Source organism: Aquamicrobium sp. LC103, assembly GCF_001014615.2.
Classification (GTDB): domain Bacteria; phylum Pseudomonadota; class Alphaproteobacteria; order Rhizobiales; family Rhizobiaceae; genus LBCQ02.
Map to the genome: position 1 here is coordinate 70,442 of NZ_LBCQ02000009.1, position 21,864 is coordinate 92,305.

General features: G+C 64.3%; 21 protein-coding genes. 11 read left to right on the forward strand and 10 right to left on the reverse strand.

Features of this window, described 5'->3' with window-relative positions; genetic code table 11:
- Positions 1–377 precede the first annotated feature (377 nt).
- A complete protein-coding gene (locus tag XW59_RS17845) occupies positions 378–1,649 on the reverse strand; it encodes a type II toxin-antitoxin system HipA family toxin (RefSeq protein WP_047146736.1) in 1,272 nt (423 codons plus the stop codon).
- Positions 1,646–1,873 carry a helix-turn-helix domain-containing protein gene (locus XW59_RS17850; protein WP_047146737.1) on the reverse strand — a complete coding sequence of 76 codons (228 nt, stop codon included), beginning with the start codon at positions 1,871–1,873 and terminating at the stop codon, positions 1,646–1,648. The genes XW59_RS17845 and XW59_RS17850 overlap by 4 nt, the downstream gene beginning before the upstream one ends.
- A 215-nt stretch (positions 1,874–2,088) precedes the next feature.
- Between XW59_RS17850 and XW59_RS17855 the strand changes: the two genes are divergently transcribed.
- The 4 genes from XW59_RS17855 (at position 2,089) to XW59_RS17870 (ending at position 6,992) form a co-directional block, all read left to right on the forward strand.
- Entirely contained in the window at positions 2,089–3,465 is a 1,377-nt protein-coding gene (locus XW59_RS17855) for an FAD-dependent oxidoreductase (protein ID WP_281406239.1), read from the forward strand.
- Between the two features lie 431 nt (positions 3,466–3,896).
- Positions 3,897–4,652, forward strand: coding sequence for an SDR family oxidoreductase (locus XW59_RS17860; protein WP_047146739.1), 756 nt, complete (start codon positions 3,897–3,899; stop codon positions 4,650–4,652).
- Positions 4,653–4,678: 26 nt separating this feature from the next.
- A complete protein-coding gene (locus XW59_RS17865) occupies positions 4,679–5,437 on the forward strand; it encodes an SDR family oxidoreductase (protein WP_047146912.1) in 759 nt (252 codons plus the stop codon).
- Between the two features lie 10 nt (positions 5,438–5,447).
- The gene (locus XW59_RS17870) at positions 5,448–6,992 is read left to right on the forward strand and encodes an AMP-binding protein (RefSeq protein WP_047146740.1); all 1,545 of its coding nucleotides are present in this window, start codon (positions 5,448–5,450) and stop codon (positions 6,990–6,992) included.
- 37 nt (positions 6,993–7,029) lie between these two features.
- Here the strand turns inward: XW59_RS17870 and XW59_RS17875 are convergent, their stop codons facing one another.
- The 8 genes from XW59_RS17875 to XW59_RS17910 form a co-directional block, all read right to left on the reverse strand.
- The gene (locus XW59_RS17875) at positions 7,030–7,827 is read right to left on the reverse strand and encodes an SDR family oxidoreductase (protein WP_047146741.1); all 798 of its coding nucleotides are present in this window, start codon (positions 7,825–7,827) and stop codon (positions 7,030–7,032) included.
- Entirely contained in the window at positions 7,824–8,579 is a 756-nt protein-coding gene (locus XW59_RS17880) for an SDR family NAD(P)-dependent oxidoreductase (RefSeq protein WP_047146742.1), read from the reverse strand. The genes XW59_RS17875 and XW59_RS17880 overlap by 4 nt, the downstream gene beginning before the upstream one ends.
- The gene (locus XW59_RS17885; RefSeq protein WP_047146743.1) at positions 8,579–10,516 is read right to left on the reverse strand and encodes a branched-chain amino acid ABC transporter permease; all 1,938 of its coding nucleotides are present in this window, start codon (positions 10,514–10,516) and stop codon (positions 8,579–8,581) included. Before XW59_RS17885 ends, XW59_RS17880 begins: the two co-directional genes overlap by 1 nt.
- A 7-nt stretch (positions 10,517–10,523) precedes the next feature.
- Complete coding sequence (locus XW59_RS17890; RefSeq protein WP_047146744.1) at positions 10,524–11,231, reverse strand: ABC transporter ATP-binding protein; 708 nt, start codon at positions 11,229–11,231, stop codon at positions 10,524–10,526.
- Entirely contained in the window at positions 11,228–11,989 is a 762-nt protein-coding gene (locus tag XW59_RS17895; RefSeq protein ID WP_047146745.1) for an ABC transporter ATP-binding protein, read from the reverse strand. The genes XW59_RS17890 and XW59_RS17895 overlap by 4 nt, the downstream gene beginning before the upstream one ends.
- Positions 11,986–12,264: a DUF1330 domain-containing protein gene (locus tag XW59_RS17900; RefSeq protein WP_047146746.1), complete on the reverse strand. Its 279-nt coding sequence runs from the start codon at positions 12,262–12,264 to the stop codon at positions 11,986–11,988. Before XW59_RS17900 ends, XW59_RS17895 begins: the two co-directional genes overlap by 4 nt.
- Before the next feature lie 98 nt (positions 12,265–12,362).
- Complete coding sequence (locus XW59_RS17905; RefSeq protein ID WP_136068310.1) at positions 12,363–13,550, reverse strand: ABC transporter substrate-binding protein; 1,188 nt, start codon at positions 13,548–13,550, stop codon at positions 12,363–12,365.
- Between the two features lie 134 nt (positions 13,551–13,684).
- The gene (locus tag XW59_RS17910; protein ID WP_170990176.1) at positions 13,685–14,437 is read right to left on the reverse strand and encodes an SDR family oxidoreductase; all 753 of its coding nucleotides are present in this window, start codon (positions 14,435–14,437) and stop codon (positions 13,685–13,687) included.
- Between the two features lie 115 nt (positions 14,438–14,552).
- Between XW59_RS17910 and XW59_RS17915 the strand changes: the two genes are divergently transcribed.
- The 7 genes from XW59_RS17915 (at position 14,553) to XW59_RS17945 (ending at position 21,830) form a co-directional block, all read left to right on the forward strand.
- Entirely contained in the window at positions 14,553–15,458 is a 906-nt protein-coding gene (locus tag XW59_RS17915; protein WP_047146915.1) for an NAD-dependent epimerase/dehydratase family protein, read from the forward strand.
- A 48-nt stretch (positions 15,459–15,506) separates the two neighbouring features.
- Positions 15,507–16,214, forward strand: a complete 708-nt coding sequence (locus tag XW59_RS17920) for a glutathione binding-like protein (RefSeq protein WP_047146747.1) — start codon at positions 15,507–15,509, stop codon at positions 16,212–16,214.
- A gap of 47 nt (positions 16,215–16,261) precedes the next feature.
- The gene (locus XW59_RS17925) at positions 16,262–17,329 is read left to right on the forward strand and encodes an alkene reductase (RefSeq protein WP_047146748.1); all 1,068 of its coding nucleotides are present in this window, start codon (positions 16,262–16,264) and stop codon (positions 17,327–17,329) included.
- Between the two features lie 96 nt (positions 17,330–17,425).
- Positions 17,426–18,352, forward strand: a complete 927-nt coding sequence (locus XW59_RS17930; RefSeq protein ID WP_047146749.1) for a LysR family transcriptional regulator — start codon at positions 17,426–17,428, stop codon at positions 18,350–18,352.
- Between the two features lie 109 nt (positions 18,353–18,461).
- Positions 18,462–19,733, forward strand: coding sequence for a Coenzyme F420 hydrogenase/dehydrogenase, beta subunit C-terminal domain (locus XW59_RS17935; protein ID WP_052958236.1), 1,272 nt, complete (start codon positions 18,462–18,464; stop codon positions 19,731–19,733).
- A gap of 28 nt (positions 19,734–19,761) precedes the next feature.
- Complete coding sequence (locus XW59_RS17940) at positions 19,762–20,982, forward strand: PLP-dependent aminotransferase family protein (protein ID WP_136068312.1); 1,221 nt, start codon at positions 19,762–19,764, stop codon at positions 20,980–20,982.
- Positions 20,979–21,830 (forward strand): SMP-30/gluconolactonase/LRE family protein, encoded by an 852-nt coding sequence (locus XW59_RS17945; RefSeq protein ID WP_047146751.1) that lies wholly within the window; start codon positions 20,979–20,981, stop codon positions 21,828–21,830. Before XW59_RS17940 ends, XW59_RS17945 begins: the two co-directional genes overlap by 4 nt.
- The last annotated feature ends 34 nt before the right edge of the window (positions 21,831–21,864 follow it).

Consider the following 21,864-nt stretch of genomic DNA (forward strand, 5'->3'; position numbering starts at 1 on the left):
GAGGACGTTTCAGCCGAAGTTTCTGCTGTTCTTGCCGATTGCCGAGGCACCCTTCACGGGCGACGGAAAGGAAGGAAGAGCTTAGAGCATCGGGCGAGAAGCATGAATCGAGGGTTCAGAGTTGGAGAAAGTCTGATTCTATGGCTGCAGGAGATACGAGCCATGGGAAAGCCGATTTTATCAGACTTGCGGGACCGGATTGTGCAAGGTGTTGAAACTGGTCAATCGCGGCGGGCGATGGCGGCTCGGTTCAAGGTCGCGCCCTCAACGACCGTTCGGCTTCATGCGCGCTATGCGGCCCGGCTTGTCTTCATTGACGAAACCGGCGTGAAGCCTTCTGACACCAGATTAGCGACCCCCAACCAACACATACGATTTCATTCATTCGTTCCCACAGCACTATCAGTTATCCGCAGCAAATGCGTAGCGCGCGTCTCAATGACGGCGCGTATCTCTTTAAGGATGACATGCGCGATGCCCTCGGCTTCCAGATCGCCGAGCAATCCATCCGCCTGCTTCCGTATCTGTCCCGCCAGATCAGCCATATCTTTCACAAGAAGCCGCTGCGCGCCCTTGGTGTCAGGGACGAGCGTCAGCCATTGCTTGAGGTGGATGGTGTCAGGAACGTTGCGCCCCCCGATCGCCATAGCGAGCTTCTTCGCAAGCCGCGGATAGGCGGCTGTACACACCACGTCATAGAGCGGCGCCAGGTCAGGCACGCGGTCCCGGTACAGCAGCGCATAGTTCTTGGCATGAGCGTCCGCGTTGCCAACGAGATAGTGGAAAATCAGCATCCGGATGAAGCCGAGGCGATCCGCTGCAGGGCGCGCGGTCGCGCTGTCGATGAGCCCGAGCGAAGCCGATACTCCCGGCCCGCCTTCGTCTTCATACTTGAGCTCCGGCGGCACGCTGAGCGCCTGACAGAAATCCTCCTGGTGTAGCCGCGTGATGGTGCCGTCCTTATGCAGGCTGCGGTCATAGCGCTCCACCAGGAGGAACGAAACCTCGCCCGCACGGCGCATCTCAACCTTCGGCACAGGCAGGCCAAGCCGCGCCGCCAGGCGCAGGCAGAACAGCTCGTTCTCGACGGTGCCCTCCAGCGCCTGGATGAACGGCTTGAGGATATGGGTGGTAGGTCGCCCGCCCTTGGCGAGGCCGATGTTTTGACCGTCAACACAGACCGCGAGTTTGTCCTGCGCGCCGGCAAGAGACAGGCGCACGCCCTCTTCCCCGCCAAGCAGCGGGCGGTCACGCAGCTTGGCGATGATCTCGGCAAGCCGCCCGGAACCCAATATTTCGACACCGTCTTCATCGGAAGGCGGGGCCTGTCCGGCGGGATAAAGCGACAAGGCGCCGGCACATTCGCCGCCGATCACTTCAAGCAGGCCAAAGGCGTTGCCGGATGAAATCCCGAGTGCCCCAGCAAGGCGCTGCCGCGCCCCTTCATCCGGCAATAGTCCCGAGAAGAAAGGCCGGACAGTTCGGTCGGCGAATGGCGCCTCCTGCAAAGACATGGAGAACGAGATTGCCCGCGCCTCCCGGCTTGCGAGATATCCGGCGTCATAGGTAAAGCTAAGAGCGCCGCCGTCATCCTGGCTGAGCGCGCCGGCCTTTGCTTCATTGAACCAGACGTCAAGAATATGCGTCACGGCTCACTCTCCCGCCGGCTGCGGACCGAGACGCTAAGCCCGAGGGATGCGGCCACCTGGAGGGCGCGTCCGATCTGGCAGCTCTCCTTCCCGGCTTCGAGCTCGCGCACGAAGCGTATGCCCACGCCGGTCAGCCCGGCGAGCTGCTCCTGGGTTAGTTTCTGTGCCTTCCGCTCCTCACGGATCAGAAGGCCAAGGCTTTTGGTATCTGTGATTGTTTGCATAAATCATCCCTATCGGGACGATTATAACAGCCTACCGGCAAAAATCCAGAAAAAGAACCGATCGGGATTATTTCAAGGAAAATGGCATGTGACAAACTATAAACATCCCGATCGGGATGATTGTTACGTTCGGGGACTGCGGGCTTGCACAAGCGATGAAAGTGGCTGATAGCTCATCCGGACGAGGCAGCCCGCCGCCGCCCTGCTAGCTTCCGCTGGGGAGTAGTACGACATGCGGAGGAATGATGGAAGCCAACGTCGTCGTCGTGGGTTCCGGCGCGGCTGGCCTGATGGCCGCTGTCGAGGCGGCAGATCAGGGTGCCACGGTCATCGTCCTTGAATCGGAACCGATGACGGGTGGCAGCACGCGCCTGTCCGGCGCCTATGTTGCCCTGTGCGAGACGCCGCTGCAGCCCGGCACGCGCGAAGAGCTCTACGAAGACCTCGTCCATTCGCACCACAACGACTGCCAGGAAGACCTCTCCCGCCTCTATGTCGACGAAGCCGCAGCCACCCACCGCAAGCTTGAGGATGTCGGCGTACGCTTCGTCCGGGCCTTCCGCTTCGCGCATATGAGCAGGCCGTGGGCGCACGAGCTTTCCGGCGACGAGATGTCCGGTGGCGCTGAAATCGTCACGCGGCTCGAAGCTGCCGCCCGCGCGCGTGGCGTGCGCATCGAAACCGACGCGCGTGTCCGGCGGCTGCTCATCGAGGCTGGTCGTGTCACCGGCGTCAACTTCGAACGCGACGACGAGACGCATCGGTGCATGGCAACGCGCGGGGTGGTACTGGCCACCGGTGGCTTCACCCGCAGCCGCGAGCTGATCCGAAATTTCGGTCGACCAGGCTCGGAAAGCATCCTTCCACTGACCGGGCAGGGATCGCGTGGTGACGGCCTGCTGATGGGCATGAGCGCCGGCGCCGGCATCTCCTACATGACCGTCGGCGTCGCACCCACCGCGCCCTCCGATCCCGAGACCGGAAAAGGCGCAATGGTTCTGTATGCTGGTGCCATCGCGCTCAACCGGGAAGGCAGACGCTTCTGCCGCGAAAGCGATCTCTACATTGACACCTGCTGGGCGCTGCTTTCTCAGCCCGACGCGGTATGCGTTCAGGTCTACGATAGCCGCATGAAGGCCAGTTACGCGCAGACGATGATGGGCAAGGTTCTGACGGGCTTTCGCGAGTTTGAGGCACCCACGCTGGAAGTGTTGGCGCGACAACTCGCAGCCGAGGGTTTCGATGCCTGCGGCATCGTCGCCGGCGTCGAGCGATACAACGTGCAGCTTGCAGGCAGCGGCGACACCGATTTCGGCCGAGCCCACGCGGTCGGCGATTCAGGTGTGCTGCTGCCGATTGCCGAAGCACCCTTCCATGCCGTTATCTGCCGCGCGGGCACCACTCACTTCAACGGCGGGCTGACGGTCGACACGAGCATGAATGTGCAGAACGTCTATGGCGACCCCATCGCCGGACTTTACGCGGCGGGCGAAGTCACGGGCGGCTTCCACGGCGCCGGCTACATGTCCGGCACCTTCGTCGGAATGGCGCTGATCTTTGGGCGCGTCGCGGGCCGTAGCGCAGCAGCCTGATCCGCTCGCCCCAGGTCAGGCCCATAGTGCTAATGGACGATACCGTCCGGCAGGCAGACCGCATGGAGGCAAGGATGAAATTCGCCCATATCGCCGGCGGCGCGGCAGCCGCCGTTCTCGTTTCAACGCTTACGCTGCAGGCTGCGACGCGCCACGAGGTGTGGAAGATCAGCGCCGATGTAACCAGCGCCAGCAGCTCATGGACGACGGCCTGGGCGTCACCAACCTCAATTTCTTCGGCAGCCTCACGAAGGAGAGGGCCAACACCATCGTGTGCACCGGCGAGATCGAGAAGAAGTGGTGACCACCGGCACCGTCGATTGCGGCGCCGGGCGCAATAGTCCCACGTCAATAATCCATCTGGACGAGGCGCATCGGCGCCGATCGGCAGATGCCCTTGCCGATTGGGCGCCAAAACGGGAGGAACCGACTTGGGAAGACTTACGGGCAAGACCGCTTACATCACCGGCGGCGCATCGGGCATCGGCCGGTCCGCAGCGCAGCTTTTTGCGCGCGAGGGCGCACGGCTCTGCGTGCTCGACCTTTCCGAGGATGCAGGCAACGTGTTGGTGGCCGACATCCGGCGGAATGGCGGTGACGCCGTCTTCGCGGTCGCCGACATCACCTCGGAAGATTCCGTCACCGCTGCGTTCGAGAAGGGACACGGAGCAGTAGGTTCCACCGACATCCTGCTCAACTGTGCAGGCGGCTCGTCGGTCCGCGACGGCAGCATCGTCGATGCCCCGATCGAAGAACTCTGGCGCGTCATGCAGCTCGACGTGCTCGGCACCATTCTGGCCTGTCGTGCCGTCATTCCGGCGATGGTCGAAAAGGGCGGCGGCTCGATCGTCAACATGTCATCCAGCGTCACCATGGCGAGCGTTCCGGGGATCGACTTCTACACCGCCGCCAAGGGCGCGGTCTCATCGCTCACCCGCACGCTTGCCGCGCAGCATGCCGCCTCGCGCATTCGCGTCAATGCGCTCGCTCCGGGCGTAACGATGACCGAGCGCGTGCTTCAGATCTCCGGCGGAGACGTCTCGCGCTTTCCGCTGTCACAGAAGCAGCGGTTGGGGCCGGCGCTGCCGGAACAGGTCGCAGCGGCCGCCCTGTTCCTCGCAAGTGACGATGCGGCAATGGTGACGGGTGTGATACTGCCTGTCGACGGCGGCGCGTCATCGTGGTGAACAGTGAACAGCAAGGGGAGAACATGATGGCAGGTCGGCTCGACGGCAAGGTAGCTTTCATCACGGGTGCCAGCCAAGGCATCGGAGAGACGACGGCGCGGCTCTTCGCGCGCGAAGGCGCCAGGGTGGTGCTGGCCGCGCGGCGGCGTGCCGAAAGCGAGAAGGTCGTTGCCGAGATCGAAAGCGCCGGCGGCACTGCCATATTCGTGCCGTGCGACGTCAGCGAGCCGGACAGCGTGGAGCAGGCTTTCGCGCAGGCCGACAGGGCTTGGGGACGCCTCGACGTGCTGTTCAACAATGCCGGCGGCTCCAGCCCTGACGACGGCCCGCTCACGAAGACGTCGCTAGACACCTTCTGGAAGACCTTGCGTCTCGATCTCTTCGGCACTTGGCTGTGCAGCCGCGCCGCCATCCCGCTGATGCAGAAATCCGGCGGCGGCTCGATCGTCAACAGCGCCTCGATCATGGGCGAGATGGGTGTGCCCAACCGCGATGCCTACACCGCGGCCAAGGGTGGCATCATTGCCCTGACGCGCTCGATGGCCGTGGAATTCGCGTCTGACGGCATCCGCGTCAACGTCGTCATCCCCGGCGCGGTGACCACGGAGCGCGTGCTCGAGTTCTTCGACCGCGAGCCGCATCTCAAGAAGCAGTTCGACGCCTACCTGCTTGGCATGGCCGAGCCCATCGATGTCGCGCAGGCGGTGCTCTTCCTAGCCTCCGACGAATCCCGTCGCACGACCGGGCAAAAGCTGCCCGTCGACAGCGGCATCCTCATCTCCTGAGTGGAACCGGATGGAAATCCTCAACCAGATCCTCGCACGCAACGTCCGCCTTCTGCCGGAGCGCCCCTTCATCATCACAGACAGCAAGACGCTCACCTATGCCGAGTTCGGTGAGCGCACGGCGCGGCTCGCCAACGTCCTCGCAGCGCGGGGCATCGGCAAGGGCGACAAGGTCGGTCTCTATCTGCCCTCGACGCCCCTGATGGCGGTGGCGTTCTGGGCCTGCCAGCGTCTGGGCGCGGTGCCCGCACCACTGAGTGCGATGTTCCGCCATGCGGAACTGCGCAAGATCGTGGCTCGCACCGGAATGAAGGCAGTGGTCGCGGACGGCACCACCTGGCCCTATTTTTCGGAGATCCACGACGAATTCCCCGCGCTCGAGACATGCCTTGTCGCCGGCGGCGGCGGCGGCGCCGGGGCTGACGACCTCGACACTCTGATCGCTGCCGCCGACGCACAGTTCGACAATGTCGCCTGCGAAGCCGACGAGATCGCATCGCTCTTCTTCACGTCGGGCACGACGGGAACGCCAAAAGGCACCGCGCAGTCGCATTATGGCCTGTCGTCCACCTTGCGCGACATGATGGTCTCGCACCGGACCCGGTTCGGCCATGAAATCTACCTGTGCGCCGTTCCGCTGTTCACCAATTTCGGCCTCACCGTGACCCTGAACCTGTGTCTCTACACCGGCGGCACGATCGTGCTGCACGAACGGTGGGACACGGAGCGCGTGATGGCCGACATCAGCCGCTACCGCGCGACATATTTCGGCGGCACGCCGACAATGTACGTCTACATGGTCAACGAGCATGACCCGAGCCGCCATGACCTGTCGTCGCTGCGCATCTGCACGACCGGCGGCTCCCCGGTCCCCCAGCCGGTCATCAAGCGATTCGAGGAACTGTCGGGCGTCAAGGTTGCGCAGGTCTACGGCGCAACCGAGACCTGCGGCCAGAACGTGATCGAGCCGACGCTTGGCCTGCGCAAGCCGGGCTCGGCCGGCCTACCGGTCGGCTCGTCCCGCATCTATATCGTCAACGACGACGACGTGGAACTTCCCGTCGGAGAGATCGGGGAGGTCATCATCGGTGGCGACTGTGTCGCACTCGGTTATTTGGGCGACGAAGAAGCCACCGCTCAGGCCTTCGGGCCACTGGGGTGGCGCTCCGGCGATCTCGGTTTCGTCGACAGCGATGGCTTCCTCTTCATCGTGGACCGCAAGAAGGACGTCATCATCACCGGCGGCCACAACATCTATCCGCTTGAGGTCGAGAGCGTCCTTTATCGCCATCCGGCAGTGGCCATGTGCGCGGTCGTCGGCGCGTCCGACGAGGAGAAGGGCGAGGTTCCGGTTGCCGTCGTCGTACTCGCTGACGGCGCCACTGCCACTGCGGAAGACCTACGTGGATGGTGCCGCGCAGAACTCGCCGCCTACAAGGCACCGCGCCGCGTCGAGCTTATCGACAACATGCCGGTTGAGGCCGCCAAGATCCGCAAGCGCGATCTGGTCGAGGCGCTGAAGGGCGAAGGTCTGGACAAGTACCGAAGGGCGTAGGCCACCTTCCCCGGGCACTAGGGCGAAGGCACGCGTCCTAATCCGTCGCGTGCCTGATCTTCACAACGTCGCCGGACGCGCCATAGGCACTCCAGCCGCCATCGACCGGCAGGACCACCCCGGTGACGTAGCTCGCCCAGTCGGAAAACAGGAAGACTGCGGCCTTGGCCATCTCTTCGGTTTCCGCCATCCGTGCCAAAGGCGTCCGGCGCTCGATAACACCGGGGTCGAACACCTTGCGTTCGAGCAGGTCCTTCACCATCGGCGTCTTGGTATAGGCAGGAGCTATCGCGTTGACGCGAATGCCATATTCGCCCCACTCGCAGGCAAGTGTCTTCGTCAGATGGCCTACGCCCGCCTTGGCGACGCCATAAGCCGAGCGGCCGGGAAAGGCGTCCAGTCCCACGATCGACGAGACGTTGACCATCGCACCGCTCCGCTGCTCTACCATCAGCCGGCCCGCCGCGCGAGAAATGAGGAGTGTGCCCCACAGGCTGACGTCGAAGACACGCCGCCAGTGTTTCGTCGATTGCTCGTGCAAGGGCACAAGATCGTCTCCGATACCGGCAGCGTTGAACACGAGGTCGATCCCGCCCAGGGCGTCAGAGGCTTCGGCGACCATGCGGTCGGCATCCGCCTCCACGGCAACGTCGCCTTGCACCGCGCCATGCGCACCCAGTTTGTCGCATGCCTGCTGAACCCTGTCCCCCGCCAGATCGCAGAGCACAACCCTTGCGTTGAGCTCAAGCAGCAGCCTTGCGGTCTCGGCCCCGATGCCGCTTGCGCCGCCTGTCACCAGCGCGCGTTGCCCCTTGAAATCGATCGGCGGTGTCATACGTCCGGATCCGCTCCATCATCTTCGTGGGGCTTGAAGTGGAAGTCCGGGCCCCACTGGTCGCGCGGACGCGCGTGTACCTGCCAGTAGGCATCCGCGACGCGGTCATGGTCGTAGGGCGTGTCCTTCGCCATCGTGCCGTGGATGGCGACGGTGGAAACCTGCACGCCATGAGGCGACAGTTCCTTGTAGAGCGAATGGCCAAGGCTGCGCAGCGCCGCCTTGCCAAGCGACGTGACACCCCATTCGATCCACGGGCCAAATGCCAGCACGCCACCGGTGAGCAGGATCGTCCCGCGGCCGCGTTCGATCATGCCGGGCGCGACTTCCCGCGCCAGATGATGCGCGCCCGCGACATTGGTGCGGAAGCTGTCCATCAGGTAATCGAAGTCGACAGGCTCGCCATGTGCCTTCCAGCCCGGCGCCGTCGCATATCGCGCCTCGCCGATGCCCGACGGCGTGACCAAGCGCGACGGCTCGATGATGGCGGCGTTGTAGATCGCTGCTTCTGCCTCGCCGTGCGTTTCTCGCAACTTTGCCACGACCCGCGAGATCGTGGCGGGGTCGCCCGCGTCGGCGACGACCCCCCTGGTATCCAGCCCTTCCGCATCGAGCTGCTTCTGGTACGCCGCGACGGCATCGGGGCGACGCGCCACGAAGGCGACGCTCATGCCGCCCTGTGCGAAGCGGCGGACCAGCGCTATGCCGAGGCCGGGACCGGCCCCCACGACCATCGCAAGCGGCTTGCCCATCAGTGCGAGCTCCTCTCGACAACGGGCGCGCCCCCACCGGCGGCGATGCGCTTGCGCTCCACGCGAGCGCTCAGCCAGTCCTCCAGCGTGCCGACGACACCCTTGCGCAGGAACAGCACGCACACCACGAAGGCTGCGCCCTGCACCACGATGACCCATGAGCCAAGCGTTGCGAGCTCCGTCTGGATCGTCACCACGATGATCGCGCCGACGATCGGGCCAAGCAGCGTGCCGACACCGCCGATAAGCGTCATCAGCAGGGCATCAGCCGACGTCTGGAAGTAGAGATCGGCCAGCGAGGCGATCTGAAAAACGATCGCCTTGGTGCCGCCCGCAAGCCCCGCCAGCATTGCCGAAAGCGTGAAGGCGATCAGCTTGAAACGGTCGGTCGAGTAACCCAGCGAAATCGCGCGTGGCTCGTTCTCCCGGATCGACTTCAGCACCTGCCCGAAGGGAGAATGCACGATCCGGTAGATCACCCCGAACCCGATCAGGAAGACTGCCAGCACGAAGAAGTACATGGCCATCGGGTCGTTCAGGTTGATGACACCGAAGACGTAGCCGCGCGGCACCGACTGGATGCCGTCCTCGCCGTGGGTCCAGGAGGCCTGGATGGCGTAGAAATAGACGAGCTGGGCCAGTGCCAGGGTGATCATCGCGAAGTAGAGACCCTGCCTGCGGATGGCCAGCCATCCGAAGATCGCTCCCAGCAGCGTCGCCATCGCCACGCCGGACAGGATCGCGAGCTCGGTCGGGAAGCCCCATGAAGCGGCCGTGAAGGCGGCCACATAGGCGGACGATCCGTAGAACGCCGCATGGCCGAAGGCGAGCAGCCCGACATAGCCGAAGATCAAGTTGTAGGCGCAGGCAAACAGAGCTAGGCAGAGGATCTTCATGCCGAAGACGGGATAGATGAAGAAGGGCACGATGGTGCCGCCGATAGCGAGGATCGCCATCCACAGCCGGCCGTTCTCCAGAATGCTGTCGGGCCGTGCCGTGGACATGTCGGCGGCGTGCGCGGCAACCGTTTCCCTGCCGAACAGGCCGGCAGGCCGGAAGATGAGCACCAGCACCATGATGACGAAGATCACGGTGGTCGAGGCCTGCGGCCAGAACACCTTCGTCAGTCCCTCGATCACGCCGAGCATCAGGCCCGTATAGATCGCGCCCGAGATCGACCCCATGCCGCCGATGACCACGACGGCAAAGATCGTGATGATGATGGAATGGCCCATCTGCGGGCTGACCTGATAGATCGGAGCGGCCATCACGCCCGCGAGACCCGCCAGTCCCACGCCGAAGGCGTAGGTCAGCATCAGCATGCGCGGCACGTTGATGCCGAAGGCGCGGACGAGATCGGGATTTTCGGTTGCGGCGCGCAGGTAAGCGCCAAGCCGGGTGCGTTCGATCGCATACCATGTGGCGACGCAGACGAGGATGCCTGCCACGATCACCCACAGCCGGTAGTACGGCATGAACATGAAGCCGAGATTCACGCCGCCTTTCAGGGCTTCGGGAATGTTGTACTGCTGTCCAGCCGCGCCATAGCGCACGTTGAACAGGCCTTCGATGAGCATTGCCAGCCCGACCGTCAGCAGCAGGCCGTAGGCGTGTTCGAGTTCATAGACCTTGCGGATGAACAGCCGCTCCATCAGCGCGCCGATCAGGGCCACGCCGAACGGCACCAGCACAAGCGCCCACCAATAGTTGAGCGAAGGCAGCCCGAGGCTGGGGAACAGGTCGGGCAGGTTGAGAAGATACCAAGCGCCGAAAGCGCCGAGCATGTACTGCGCGCCGTGCACGAAGTTGCCGATGCGCAGCATGCCGAAGATGATGGCCACGCCCAGGCTCATCATCGCGTAGAACACGCCGTTGATGAGCCCGATCAGCAATTGGCCGAACAGGAGCTGCGGGGAAATCCCGAGAAGTGTCATCATGGCGGGCTCACACTTTCAGATAGTTCTGGATGCGATCGAGGCTGCCTGCGACGTCTGCCGCCTCCAGCCTGTCGATCACCTGCCCATGCTCGACCACGTAGTGACGGTTGGCGAGCCTCGCGGCGAAGCGCACATTCTGCTCGACCAGCAGCACGGTGAAGCCGCGTTCCTTAAGCTTGCGGATCACCACGCCGATCTGCTGCACGATCACCGGGGCAAGGCCCTCGGTCGGCTCGTCCAGAAGCAGCAACGTTGCGCCAGTGCGCAGGATGCGCCCGATCGCCAGCATCTGCTGCTCGCCGCCGGAAAGTTTCGTACCCGGGCTCCTGCGACGCTCGGCAATGTTGGGGAACAGTTCGTAGATGTCGTCCAGCGCCATCCCGCCCTCCGCCACCACGGGCGGCAGCATCAGGTTCTCCTCCACCGTCAGGCTGGCGAAGATGCCGCGCTCCTCGGGGCAATAGGCGATGCCGCGCCGGGCGATATGCTCCGGCATGCGGTCGATGAGGTTCTCGCCGGCGAAGCTGATCTCGCCGCTGCGCTTGCGCAGCAGGCCCATGATCGCGCGCAGCGTCGTCGTCTTGCCCGCGCCGTTGCGGCCGAGCAGCGTGACAACCTCGCCCTTTCCTACCTCGAAAGCCATGTCGTGCAAGGCCTGGCTTTCGCCATACCATCCGCGCAGGTCGCGAACTTTAAGCAGGGTCCCGGCGCTCATTCTTCGCCTCCGATATAGGCTTCCACGACGCGGGAATCCGTCGACACTTCCGAATAGGGTCCTTCGGCCAGGATCTTGCCGCGCGCCAGCACGGTGATACGGTCGGCAAGCCGTGAGACCACCGAAAGGTTATGCTCGACCATCAGGATGGTTCGCCCTTTGGAGACGCTGCGGATCAGGTCGGCGATGCGCTCGACGTCCTCGCTTCCGAGGCCCGATGTCGGCTCGTCCAGAAGCAGCAATTCGGGTTCGAGCGCCAGCGTGGTTGCAAATTCGAGGACGCGCTTGCGCCCGTAGGGCAGGTCAGCCGCAGAACGGTCGCGCAGGGACAGCAAGCCAACCGTTTCCAGAAGCTCGTCCACCCGCTCGTCGAGAACCTTAAGGCTGCGTTCCGGACGCCAGAAATGAAATGACGTTCCCACGGGCCGCTGCAGCGCGATCCGCACGTTTTCGGCCACCGTCATGCGGGGGAAGATTGCCGATATCTGGAACGAGCGGACGATGCCGCGTCGGGCCACCCTAGCCGGGCTCTCGGCGGTGATGTCCACGCCGTTGAAGCGGATGGCGCCGTCACTGGGCTGAAGAACCTTGGTGATGAGATTGAAGCAGGTTGTCTTGCCCGCACCATTGGGTCCGATCAGCGCATGGATGGAGTGCCGCTTCACGTCGAGATCGACGCCATCCACGGCCGTAAAGCCGTAGAAGCGCTTGGTGAGGCCCCTGGCCTCGATGATGTTGTCGGAAACGTGCGTTGTCATAGGCTACTGCCCACCAGGACGCCGCGGCCGCGCGATGCCTTCTCGCGCAGCGGCAGCGTCGCCTTGTAGGCCTCCGAGTGATAGAAGTCGTGCGCGGCCTCGAAGCTGGGAAACTCGACGACCGAAAGGCCTTTCGGGTTCCATCCGCCTTCCAGCGGCTCGATCCGATCGCTTCGAACGATGAACCGTCCTCCGGCGGCCGCCATCAGGGGTCCCGCGACCTCCCGATACGCCGCCCAGGCTTCCTGGTCGGTGATCTCGAGTTCAAAAATCATGTAGCCACGCAAGTTTCTTCTCCGCAGCGAATGGAAAATGCGCGGAAGGTCCCCCGACTGTGGCATCAGGTGGCGACCTCCCGTGCAGGCAAGGCCTGTCAGAGTTTGCAGGCGCTGTCCGAGTAGGGCCGGAACGCCTTGTCGGCGGGCACCGTCGCAGCGAGCTTGAAGAAGTCGTCTTTCTCCTTGACGTCGTCCGGGCCGTTGACCTCGAGCAGGTACATGTCGTGGGCAAGGCGGCCGTTCGGGTACAGCGTGCCGTTGGAGACGAAGAAGTCGTCGAGCTCGATCTCGCGCATCGCCTTCAGGACTGCCGTGGACTCGTCCGTGCCGGCCTTCTCTACAGCCTTCAGATAGGCGGTGACTGCCGAGTAGGTGCCCGCTGCGATCCAGCCTGGCGCGTTGCCGGTGATCTCCATCATGCGGCGACCGAATTCTTCGGAGGTGGCGTCCTTCTTCCAGAACCACGGGGTCGAGGCGCGAACGCCCTTCAGTGCTTCCACGCCGATGGCGCGGGCATCAGACTGGTGAAGGAAGGTCACGGCGATGCTCTGGCCGGCAGCGATGATGCCGAATTCCTGCGCCTGTTTCATCGCGTTGACGAGCTCGGGGCCATTCAGGTTCATCACGATCGCCTGGGCGCCGGAGGCCTGTGCCTGCAGCAGATAGGACGAGAAGTCGGTCGTGCCGAGCGGCGCGCGCACCTTGCCCTTGATTTCGCCGCCGGCGTTGTTGACGGCGGTCTCGACCCACGATTCCTGGACCTTGCCGGCTTCGTAGTCGGGCGACAGGATGTAGAACGACTTGCCGCCTTCAGCGAGCAGCGCTTGGACCGTTGTGCCGACGGTTGAATAGGCGTCATATGCCCACGCCACGATGTGGCCGTTGCAGTCGGCTTCGGTCGGACGATCGGTCAGCGGCGAAACAAAGAGGCCGACCTTCTTCTGGTCGCCGATCAGCGTGTTGACGCCGAGCGAGACGGCCGAGTTGGCGACGTCGGCGATAGCATCGACGCCATCCCGCTCGAGCCATTGGCGAGCGAGCGCGAGGCCCACGTCCGGCTTGTTTTGATGGTCTGCCGAGAGAATTTCGATCGGATTGCCGAGAACCGAGCCTCCGAAATCCTTGACGGCGAGTTCGGCTGCGCGAACGACTTCAGTGCCACCGAGCGCCGAGAACGAGGTGCTTTGGTCGTTGAGCACGCCGATCTTGACGACGTTGTCCTGAGCATGCGAGGCCATGGTCGCGGCGACCAGCATGGTCGTCGCCAGCAGTAACTTCTTCATAATTCCTCCCTTCGGCGCACCTTGGCTCAGACGAGTTGTTGCGTCTTGTTGCGAGACCGTCCGCTGCGCGCCCTCCCCAAAATCTGCGAGCCCGTGCATGCAGAGACATCGTCCTAACAGACTACGCGCCCACATCAACCGACGTTCTGCGCACCGTCAGCGCTCACCAGACTGCCGGAAACGTATCGCGCATCCGGCGACAGTAGAAAAGCGATGACACCGGCTATGTCGTCCGGCTCCCCGCCTTCGGTCAGCCCGGCAAGCCGCGGCGAACGAACCAGCAGCGATGGATCCTGCCGTTCGAGCGGCGCAAGGCCGGCGCTGATTCCGGTCTTTACGCGCCCAGGCGCAACCGCATTGAAGCGCACGCCCGCAGGGGCAAATTCAACCGCCAGCGATTTGGCAAGCGCGACGATGCCCGCCTTGGCGGCGGCATAGTGGGCGGCATAGGCGATGCCGTGCGTCGCGGCCGTGCTGGCCAGAAGGACGGCGCTGCCCTGTGCTTCACGCAGTGCCGGCAGGGCCGCCTGCACGATACGGGCGACGCTTGTCAGGTTCACACCAATGACAGCGTCCCACTCTTCCCTTGCAATGTCTTCGAAATGGCCGCGGCGGTAGATGCCTGCGTTGCAGACCAGCATGTCGAGGCGTCCTTCGGCCGCCACCGCCTCGCGAGCCATGGCAGCAGACGCATCGCCGTTAGCAGCGTCGTAGACAAGAGCTGTCAGCGGTCCGATGTCGTCGGCGAGCCTCGCCAACCCATCCCGGTCGCGATCGGCCGCGACCACGCGAGCACCCTCGCCAGCCAGCCTGATGGCGGTTGCGCGGCCGATGCCGCCCGCCGTTCCGGTGACAAGAGCAACCTTGCCTGCGAACCGTCTGCCCATACGCTCCTCCATCGGCTCAGCACACTCATATTCACCGCTGCCTGCATCATTCGTTCGGACGATGCTGCTTTGGCGAGCCCGGGACAATGTGGCCTTTTACGCAGGAGCATTGCAGGTGAAGGTACTCATCATCGGCGGAACCGGCATGATCGGCGGCCATGCCGCCGTGCATCTCAAAAAGACCGGACATCAGGTGACGCTCGGCGCGCGCAAGCCGGCGCGCGAGGGCACGCCCATGGCCTCAATGCCGACGATCATCGGCGACTACTCGCAGCAGACCTTTACCGAGAAGGATCTCGAGCCGTTCGAGGCCATCGTGTTTGCCGCCGGTCAGGACATCCGCCACATGCCGTCGGGTACCAACGAGCATGAATTCTGGCGCGTGATGCAGATTGAGGGCGTGCCGGCCTTCGCCAGCCTCGCCAAGCGGGCCGGTGTGCGCAGGTTCGTGCAGCTCGGCAGCTACTATCATCAGGTGATGCCGCACCTCATCGACAAGGTGCCCTATGTCCGCGGTCGTGCGCTCGCCGACGAGGGTGCCCGCGCGCTCGCCGACGATAGCTTCAACGTCACCACGCTGAACCCGCCGTCGATCGTCGGCGCAATCCCCGGCATTCCGGCAAAGCGCTACGAGACCATCGCGGCATGGGGCAGGGGAAAGCGACCGGAAATCCCGGACTATGCCCCGGCCGGCGGAACCAACTACCTGTCGGTGCGCTCGCTCTCGCAGGCGATCGCCGGTGCGCTCGAGCGCGGCGAAACCGGCAAGGCCTATCTCATCGGCGATGCCAACCTCACCTTCCGTGACTTCTTCCAGAAGATCTTCGACGCGGTCGGCACCGATCGCCGGCTGGTGGAGGAGGACCGCGAGCACCCGTTGCTACCCGACGCCTTCATCGTCCCGGGCCGGGGTGTCGTCCTGTCCTATGAGCCCGATCCGGCCGAGACCGAGCTGCTCGGCTACCAGCGGGGCGACATCGACCGCGCGGTGGGCGAAGTCGTCGCAGCCGTCAGCAAGTGATGGCTGCCACGCGTCCCGGCCCGTCCTGAGCAGGAAGCAGAACCCCACATGATCGACCTTTACGCCTCCACGACACCTAACGTCCTCAAGGTGACGCTGATGCTCGAGGAGTGTGGGCTCGAATACCGGATGTTGCCCATGAATGTGTGGCGGGGCGAGCAGTTCGCGCCGGATTTCGTGGCGCTGAACCCGAATTCGAAGGTGCCGGTCATCGTCGACCATGACGGGCCGGTTACAGTCTTCGAATCCGTCGCCATCCTGTTCTATTTAGCGGAGAAGTGTGGGCACCTGCTGCCGGCATCCGGTCCAACGCGCTACGACATCATGCAATGGATGGTCTTTCAGGCTGCCAATCTCGGCCCGGCCAACGGCCAGTTCAACCACCTCATGCTGTTTGCGCCGCAGGATCAGGATTATGGGCGCGACCGCTACACCACCGAACTGCACCGGGTGTACGGGGTGATGGAAACCCGCCTGACCGAAAAGCCTTATCTCGGTGGCGACGAGTTCTCGATTGCCGATCTGGCCGCCTTTCCGTGGGTATGGTCGAACGCCAATCGCTGGGCGGAAAACTTTCCGTTCCTTGCGCGTGATGCGAGCCCCGGCATCGCCGACTGGTACGAACGCTGTGCCGCGCGGCCTGCGGTCCAGCGCGGGCTCACCGCGCATGGCACTCTCAAGCCCCTCGTCTCCACCTCTACGCCTGAGGACCTCGACCGCATGTTCGGCCGAGGTGCCTATGCCTGGCGGCCCTGACAGCGGACATGACAGCGGCCCACAACCCCCAGCCAGCGGAGTATTCCATGCAGGGCCTGTTCGACCCGGTGACCCTCGGCGCCTTTGAACTGCGCAACAGGATCGTGATGTCACCGATGACACGCAGCCGAGCGGGCGACGGCGACGCTCCCACCGACCTGCACGTCGAATACTACCGCCAGCGAGCGTCGGCCGGTCTCATCGTCACCGAGGGCATCCAGCCGAGCCCTGCTGGCAAGGGCTATTGCCGCACGCCGGGCTTCTATTCCGCCCACCAGACGGAAGGGTGGCGGCGCGTAGCGGAGGCCGTGCACGCTGAAGGCGGCCTCATCGTCGCCCAGTTGATGCATTGCGGCCGCGTCGCCTCGCGCATCAACAAGGACGATGATTCCGATGTCGTCGCCCCCTCGGCGATCCGCGCCGAAGCCAAGATATTCACCGATGTCAGCGGCCTCGTCCCGATGGAGATGCCCCGCGCGCTGGGCACCGGAGAAATTCCCCTCGTGGTGGAGGAGTACAGGCAGGCTGCCCTTAATGCGCGGGCGGCCGGCATGGACGGTGTGGAGCTGCACTCGTCCAGCGGCTACCTGCCCATGCAGTTCCTGTCGTCAAATTCGAACAGGCGCACCGATCGCTACGGCGGCAGCGCCGAAAACCGCATCCGCTTCGTCATGGAAACGCTGCAGGCGATGGGCGAGGCCATCGGCTTCGGCCGGGTCGGCCTGCGCCTGTGCCCGGGCCTCGACTACAACGACATGCACGACGAAAACCCCGTCGAGACGTATGGCCTGCTGATGCGCGAGGCCTCGCAGCTTGGTCTGGCCTATCTACATCTGGTGCGCCGCAGCGTCCAGCTGGTCGACAACTACGCGCTGACCAAGGCGAACTGGCACGGCAACCTCATCCTCAACAACGAACTCTCGCCTGAAACCGCAGCCGCCGCGATCAGCGACGGCTCGGCGGAAGCGGTGTCCTTCGGCCGGCCCTTCATCGGCAATCCCGATCTCGTCCACCGCATCCGCGATGGCATCGCACTCTCCGACTACGACCGCGCGCGCGTCTACACGCCCGGCTCACAGGGCTACACCGACTACCCGACGGCTTCCTCCGCCTAATTGGTTTGGACTACGCGGGACAACGACATCCGCCGATAGCCTGCTGGCGGACGTGCTGCGGCCGCACGCGGCGGCCGTGCCCCGACGGAGGATAAGATGCTGTTGCCCAATCTGTCCCGCATTGACCTGAACCTGCTTCATGTGTTCGTCGTCATTTATCAGGAGTCCAGCATCACGCGCGCCGCCGAGGCACTCAATCTGAGCCAGCCAGCGGTGAGCAACAGCGTTGCCCGGCTGCGCGATCTGTTGGGCGATCCGCTCTTCGTGCGCGCGGGCAACGGCGTCGCCCCCACGCCTCTGGCCCAGCGCCTGATCGTGCCGGTGCGTCAGGCACTGTCTACGCTGGAGCACGCCTTCGGTGAACACGAGACATTCGACCCCGCTACCTCGCAGCGCATCCTCCGCTTCAGCATGAGCGACTTCGCCGAGGCGGTCCTGCTGGCGCCGCTGATCGGCGAGATCAGCAGCGCAGGCTCGCCGATGGAGGTCGAGAACTTCTATGTTCCCGAGAGGGAACTGCATTCGCGGCTCGCTTCCGGCGAACTGGATTTCGCCATCGAGTTTCGCCCGCCATCCGAACCGAACCTGCGCCGTCTCCTTCTCATGGAGGACGAGTTCGTTTGCGTCATGCGACTCGGGCACCCGGCCCTTCAGGGCGACCTCACGCTCGACGCCTATCTGCGGCTGGAGCACCTGCACATCTTCAATCGGCCGCGCTTTTCCAACCTCGTCGACAGTGCGCTGGCCGCCACCAGGCAGCGCCGCAGGGTGTCCGCCCGCATCGAACACTGCCTTGGGGTGCGGTCGATTCTCGAGGTCAGCGACCTGTGCGTGACCATTCCGCGCGTCTTCGTCGAGCGCTTCCTCCCGCCAGACGCGTTCACAGTCCGGCCCATCCCTTTCGAGATGGGGCCCCTTGCGACATGGCTGTTCTGGCATCCGGCGACAGAACGCAGCCCCGCCCATTGCTGGGTCAAGGACGCCATCCAGCGTTTGACTGCCTCGCGTGATGAGCCCGCCTGACATCATTGATGAGCGTGATAACGCTTATTGAAAACGAGAATTTGCAAGCTAGCCGCCTCCCCTTCGATACTGAGTGAAGGCTTTCGGGTGATCCCGTATTGGGGGAGCGATGCGCGCCGGCAGTGTGAACGATATCGTTGCAAACGGGCTCTGCACCGGCTGCGGCGCATGCGAAAGCATCGCCGGGCGCGGTTCCATGCGGATGGGCCTGTCGCCCGAAGGCTTCATGCGTCCGCGGCTGGTCGGCCGTCTCGAGCGCGCCACCGAGGAAAGGGCGCTCGCCGTCTGCACCGGCCGCTCCATGCCGAGACCGCCGGCCGCCGAAGGCCCGGTTCATCGCATCTTCGGGCGCATCCTACACATGGGTCGCGGCCATGCCACAGATCCGACAATACGCTTCCGTGGCGCGACAGGCGGCGTGCTGACCGCGCTCGCCACCTTCCTGATCGAAAGTGGCCGCGTCGAAGGTGTCCTGCATGTCGGCACGACGCGCGAGGACCCGATGGCAACCGAACCGCGCCTCAGCTCGACGCGGGCAGAGGTGCTCGCCGCCAGCGGTTCGCGTTACGGGCCGGCCGCACCGCTCCGCATGGTGGGTGAACTGCTCGACGCGGGGCGGCTGTTCGCCTTCATCGGCAAGCCTTGCGATGTGGCGACCCTGCGCCGCATGGCCCTCACCGACCCCCGCATCGACAGGCAGGTCCCCTACATGCTGGCCATGTTCTGCGGCGGGTCGCCGAGCATCGATGCCACCCACAACGTGGTCCGCCGCTTCGGCGCGGAGCCATCGCAGGTAACCGCGTTCCGCTATCGCGGCCATGGCTGGCCCGGCCCCACCTTCGTGCGTACCGCCAACGGTCAGGAATTTCGGCAGACCTATGACGAAACCTGGTTCTCCGGCCTGCGCTACGAATTGATGTTCCGCTGCAAGGTCTGCACGGACGGCATCAGCGAACATGCCGACGTCGTCGCCGGCGATTGCTGGGTGATGGAAAACGGCAAGCCCACCCACCGCGAGGTCGGAGATGGATGGAACATCGAGATCGCCCGCACCCAGCGCGGCGCGGAGCTTCTGAAGGCCGCGATCACCGCCGGCTTTCTCCACGAAGAGCCGTTCTCGATCCCTGAACTGGAAGCGATGCATGACGACCATGGCCTGAAGAAACGGTCCGTGTTCTGGCGCCTTGCCGGCCTCGCGCTTACCGCGCGTCCGCGCCCGCGCCACTCCGGCCACAGGGTCGTGCGTGCGGGGCTCCTTGAGGCCAGCCCCCGTGAAGCATGGTCGGCATTCAGCGGGGTCGTTACCCGGCTGCTGAAAGGCCGAAATCACGAAAGCCCAATCACCGCGCCCGCACGCGCGGCAATCGAGAGCGGTGACTAAGAACCGCCACCAGAAGGAGGAAACCCCAGTGTCCATCGAAACGCTTCGCGCCAAGGCATCAAACACCGGTCCTGCACTGTTCTTCCCCGATCCGGAAGTTCCCGCGATCTACAATTTCGACCAGGGTCTGGCCGCGCCGGAAACCTATCCGGTCGCAGACCTCACCCGTCTTGCGCGCCAGGTGCTCAACGCTGCCGGCCCATCCGTGCTCGACTATTTCGACCCCGACGTCGGCTATGAGGAACTGATCTTCGGCTATCGCGGCCTGCGCGCCCGCATCGCCGAGCGCACCCGGCAGATGCAGGGCCGGGATTTCGGGCATGCCGGCGTCATCCTGACCTCGGGCTCGGTCCAGGGCCTCGCGCTCGCCATGGCCGGCTATGTCGATCCGGGCGACGTGGTTATCGCCGAAGCCTCGTCCTTCCCCTACGCGCTGCGCTACGCCACGATGCAGGGCGGCGAGGTCCGCACGCTCACGGTCGACGACAACGGCATGGTGGTCGAGGATCTGGAGGGGCTGATCGCCCAGGTGAAGGCTGAAGGCAAGCGGGTGAAGATGGTCTACACCATCCCCACCTTCCAGACGCCGACGGGTACCGAAATGTCGGTGCCGCGCCGCAAGATGCTGGTCGAGGCGGCAAAGAAGCACGATTTCATCATCATCGAGGATGCGGTCTATTCCGACCTCCGCTTCTCTGGCGAACCCTTGCCCTCGCTTCTCAGCCTCGATGACAGCGGACGCGTCATCCAGTGCGGGTCCTTCTCGAAGATGGTTGCGCCGGCCCTGCGCATGGGCTGGTTCATCGGCGATCTGAAGGCCATCGAGCCGCTGGCCGTCATGCGGCAGGACCTTGGCGTCGCGCAATGGATCGCGCGAGTCATGGCAGACTTCATGGACGAGGGCCTGCTCGAGCCGCACCTTGCCCGGGTTTGCCAGGTCTATGGCCACAAGGCCAACATTGCCGCAAAGGCGCTGCGCGAGCATTGCGGCGATTTCGTTCGTTTCCGCATGCCGCAGGGCTCGTTCTACATTTGGGTAGAGATCGACGATCGCGTCGACTGGGACACCGCAGCAGCCCGCGCGGCAAAGGAAGGCATCTTCTTCCGTCCGGGCGAGCGCTTCGCCGGCGTGCAGGACGACCGCAAGTTCCTGCGCCTTTCCTATGGCCATGTCAGCGAGAAGATCATCGCCGAAGGCATCGCGCGGCTCGGCGCCATCCTTCACGAATGTGTACGGAAGGCGGCATGATCGCGGTCCGCACCATCGCCTCGGGGTTTGCCTACCCCGAGGGACCGCGCTGGCATGAGGACCACCTCTGGTTCGCAGACCAGCACGACGAGACCGTTCACATCCTGTCGCCGGACGGCGCGCGCGTGGACAGTTTACATGTGGAGGGAGGCCCGTCCGGCATGGGCTGGCTTCCCGACGGCGACCTGCTTGTCGTGTCGATGGAAAACCATGCCGTGCTGCGCCGCAGCGGCTCAGGATTCACGGCCTATTGCGATCTCGGTTACATCCATCGCCACCTCACCAACGAGATGGTGGTGGACGCCACCGGCAGGGCCTATGTCGGTAATATCGGCTTCGACTTCGAGGCAGGCGATCCGGTCACGCCCACCATGCTGGTCATGGTGAACACGGACGGCAGGCCGCGGGTCGTGGCCGAAGATCTCGTCTGCCCGAACGGCACCGTCATCACGCCCGACGGCAAGACGCTCATCATCGCGGAATCGCTCGCCAACAGGCTCACCGCCTTCGACATCCTGAGCGATGGCGGCCTGTCGAACAGGCGCGTGTTCGCCGAAGTTCCGAGCCACATCCCCGACGGCATCTGCCTCGATGCGGAAGGAGGCGTCTGGGCAGCCTCCCCATTCACTAACTCGGTCATCCGGGTGCGCGAGGGCGGCGAGATCACCGATACGGTGACGATCGATGGCGCCGGCGCGTTTGCCTGCATGCTCGGCGGCTCCGATGGCCGCGACCTCTATGTCTGCGTTGCCAATCCCAGCATGCGGCCCGAGACGGTGCAGAAGCGTGGCGGCAGAATCGACGTGGCGCGGGTGTCCGTGCCGGCGGCGACCGGCGCGCGGCCGTGACGAAGGCCTGCACGTGATGGAACGTCATAACCTC

Excerpts from the sequence above, each read along its gene's own strand:
- XW59_RS17905 (WP_136068310.1), bottom strand. The coding sequence starts at position 13,550 with ATGAAGAAGTTACTGCTGGCGACGACCATGCTGGTCGCCGCGACCATG.
- XW59_RS17895 (WP_047146745.1), bottom strand. The coding sequence starts at position 11,989 with ATGACAACGCACGTTTCCGACAACATCATCGAGGCCAGGGGCCTCACC.
- XW59_RS17850 (WP_047146737.1), bottom strand. The coding sequence starts at position 1,873 with ATGCAAACAATCACAGATACCAAAAGCCTTGGCCTTCTGATCCGTGAG.
- XW59_RS17875 (WP_047146741.1), bottom strand. The coding sequence starts at position 7,827 with ATGACACCGCCGATCGATTTCAAGGGGCAACGCGCGCTGGTGACAGGC.
- XW59_RS17925 (WP_047146748.1), top strand. The coding sequence starts at position 16,262 with ATGCAGGGCCTGTTCGACCCGGTGACCCTCGGCGCCTTTGAACTGCGC.
- XW59_RS17935 (WP_052958236.1), top strand. The coding sequence starts at position 18,462 with ATGCGCGCCGGCAGTGTGAACGATATCGTTGCAAACGGGCTCTGCACC.
- XW59_RS17870 (WP_047146740.1), top strand. The coding sequence starts at position 5,448 with ATGGAAATCCTCAACCAGATCCTCGCACGCAACGTCCGCCTTCTGCCG.
- XW59_RS17945 (WP_047146751.1), top strand. The coding sequence starts at position 20,979 with ATGATCGCGGTCCGCACCATCGCCTCGGGGTTTGCCTACCCCGAGGGA.
- XW59_RS17890 (WP_047146744.1), bottom strand. The coding sequence starts at position 11,231 with ATGAGCGCCGGGACCCTGCTTAAAGTTCGCGACCTGCGCGGATGGTAT.
- XW59_RS17880 (WP_047146742.1), bottom strand. The coding sequence starts at position 8,579 with ATGGGCAAGCCGCTTGCGATGGTCGTGGGGGCCGGTCCCGGCCTCGGC.
- XW59_RS17865 (WP_047146912.1), top strand. The coding sequence starts at position 4,679 with ATGGCAGGTCGGCTCGACGGCAAGGTAGCTTTCATCACGGGTGCCAGC.
- XW59_RS17900 (WP_047146746.1), bottom strand. The coding sequence starts at position 12,264 with ATGATTTTTGAACTCGAGATCACCGACCAGGAAGCCTGGGCGGCGTAT.
- XW59_RS17920 (WP_047146747.1), top strand. The coding sequence starts at position 15,507 with ATGATCGACCTTTACGCCTCCACGACACCTAACGTCCTCAAGGTGACG.
- XW59_RS17930 (WP_047146749.1), top strand. The coding sequence starts at position 17,426 with ATGCTGTTGCCCAATCTGTCCCGCATTGACCTGAACCTGCTTCATGTG.
- XW59_RS17885 (WP_047146743.1), bottom strand. The coding sequence starts at position 10,516 with ATGATGACACTTCTCGGGATTTCCCCGCAGCTCCTGTTCGGCCAATTG.
- XW59_RS17910 (WP_170990176.1), bottom strand. The coding sequence starts at position 14,437 with ATGGGCAGACGGTTCGCAGGCAAGGTTGCTCTTGTCACCGGAACGGCG.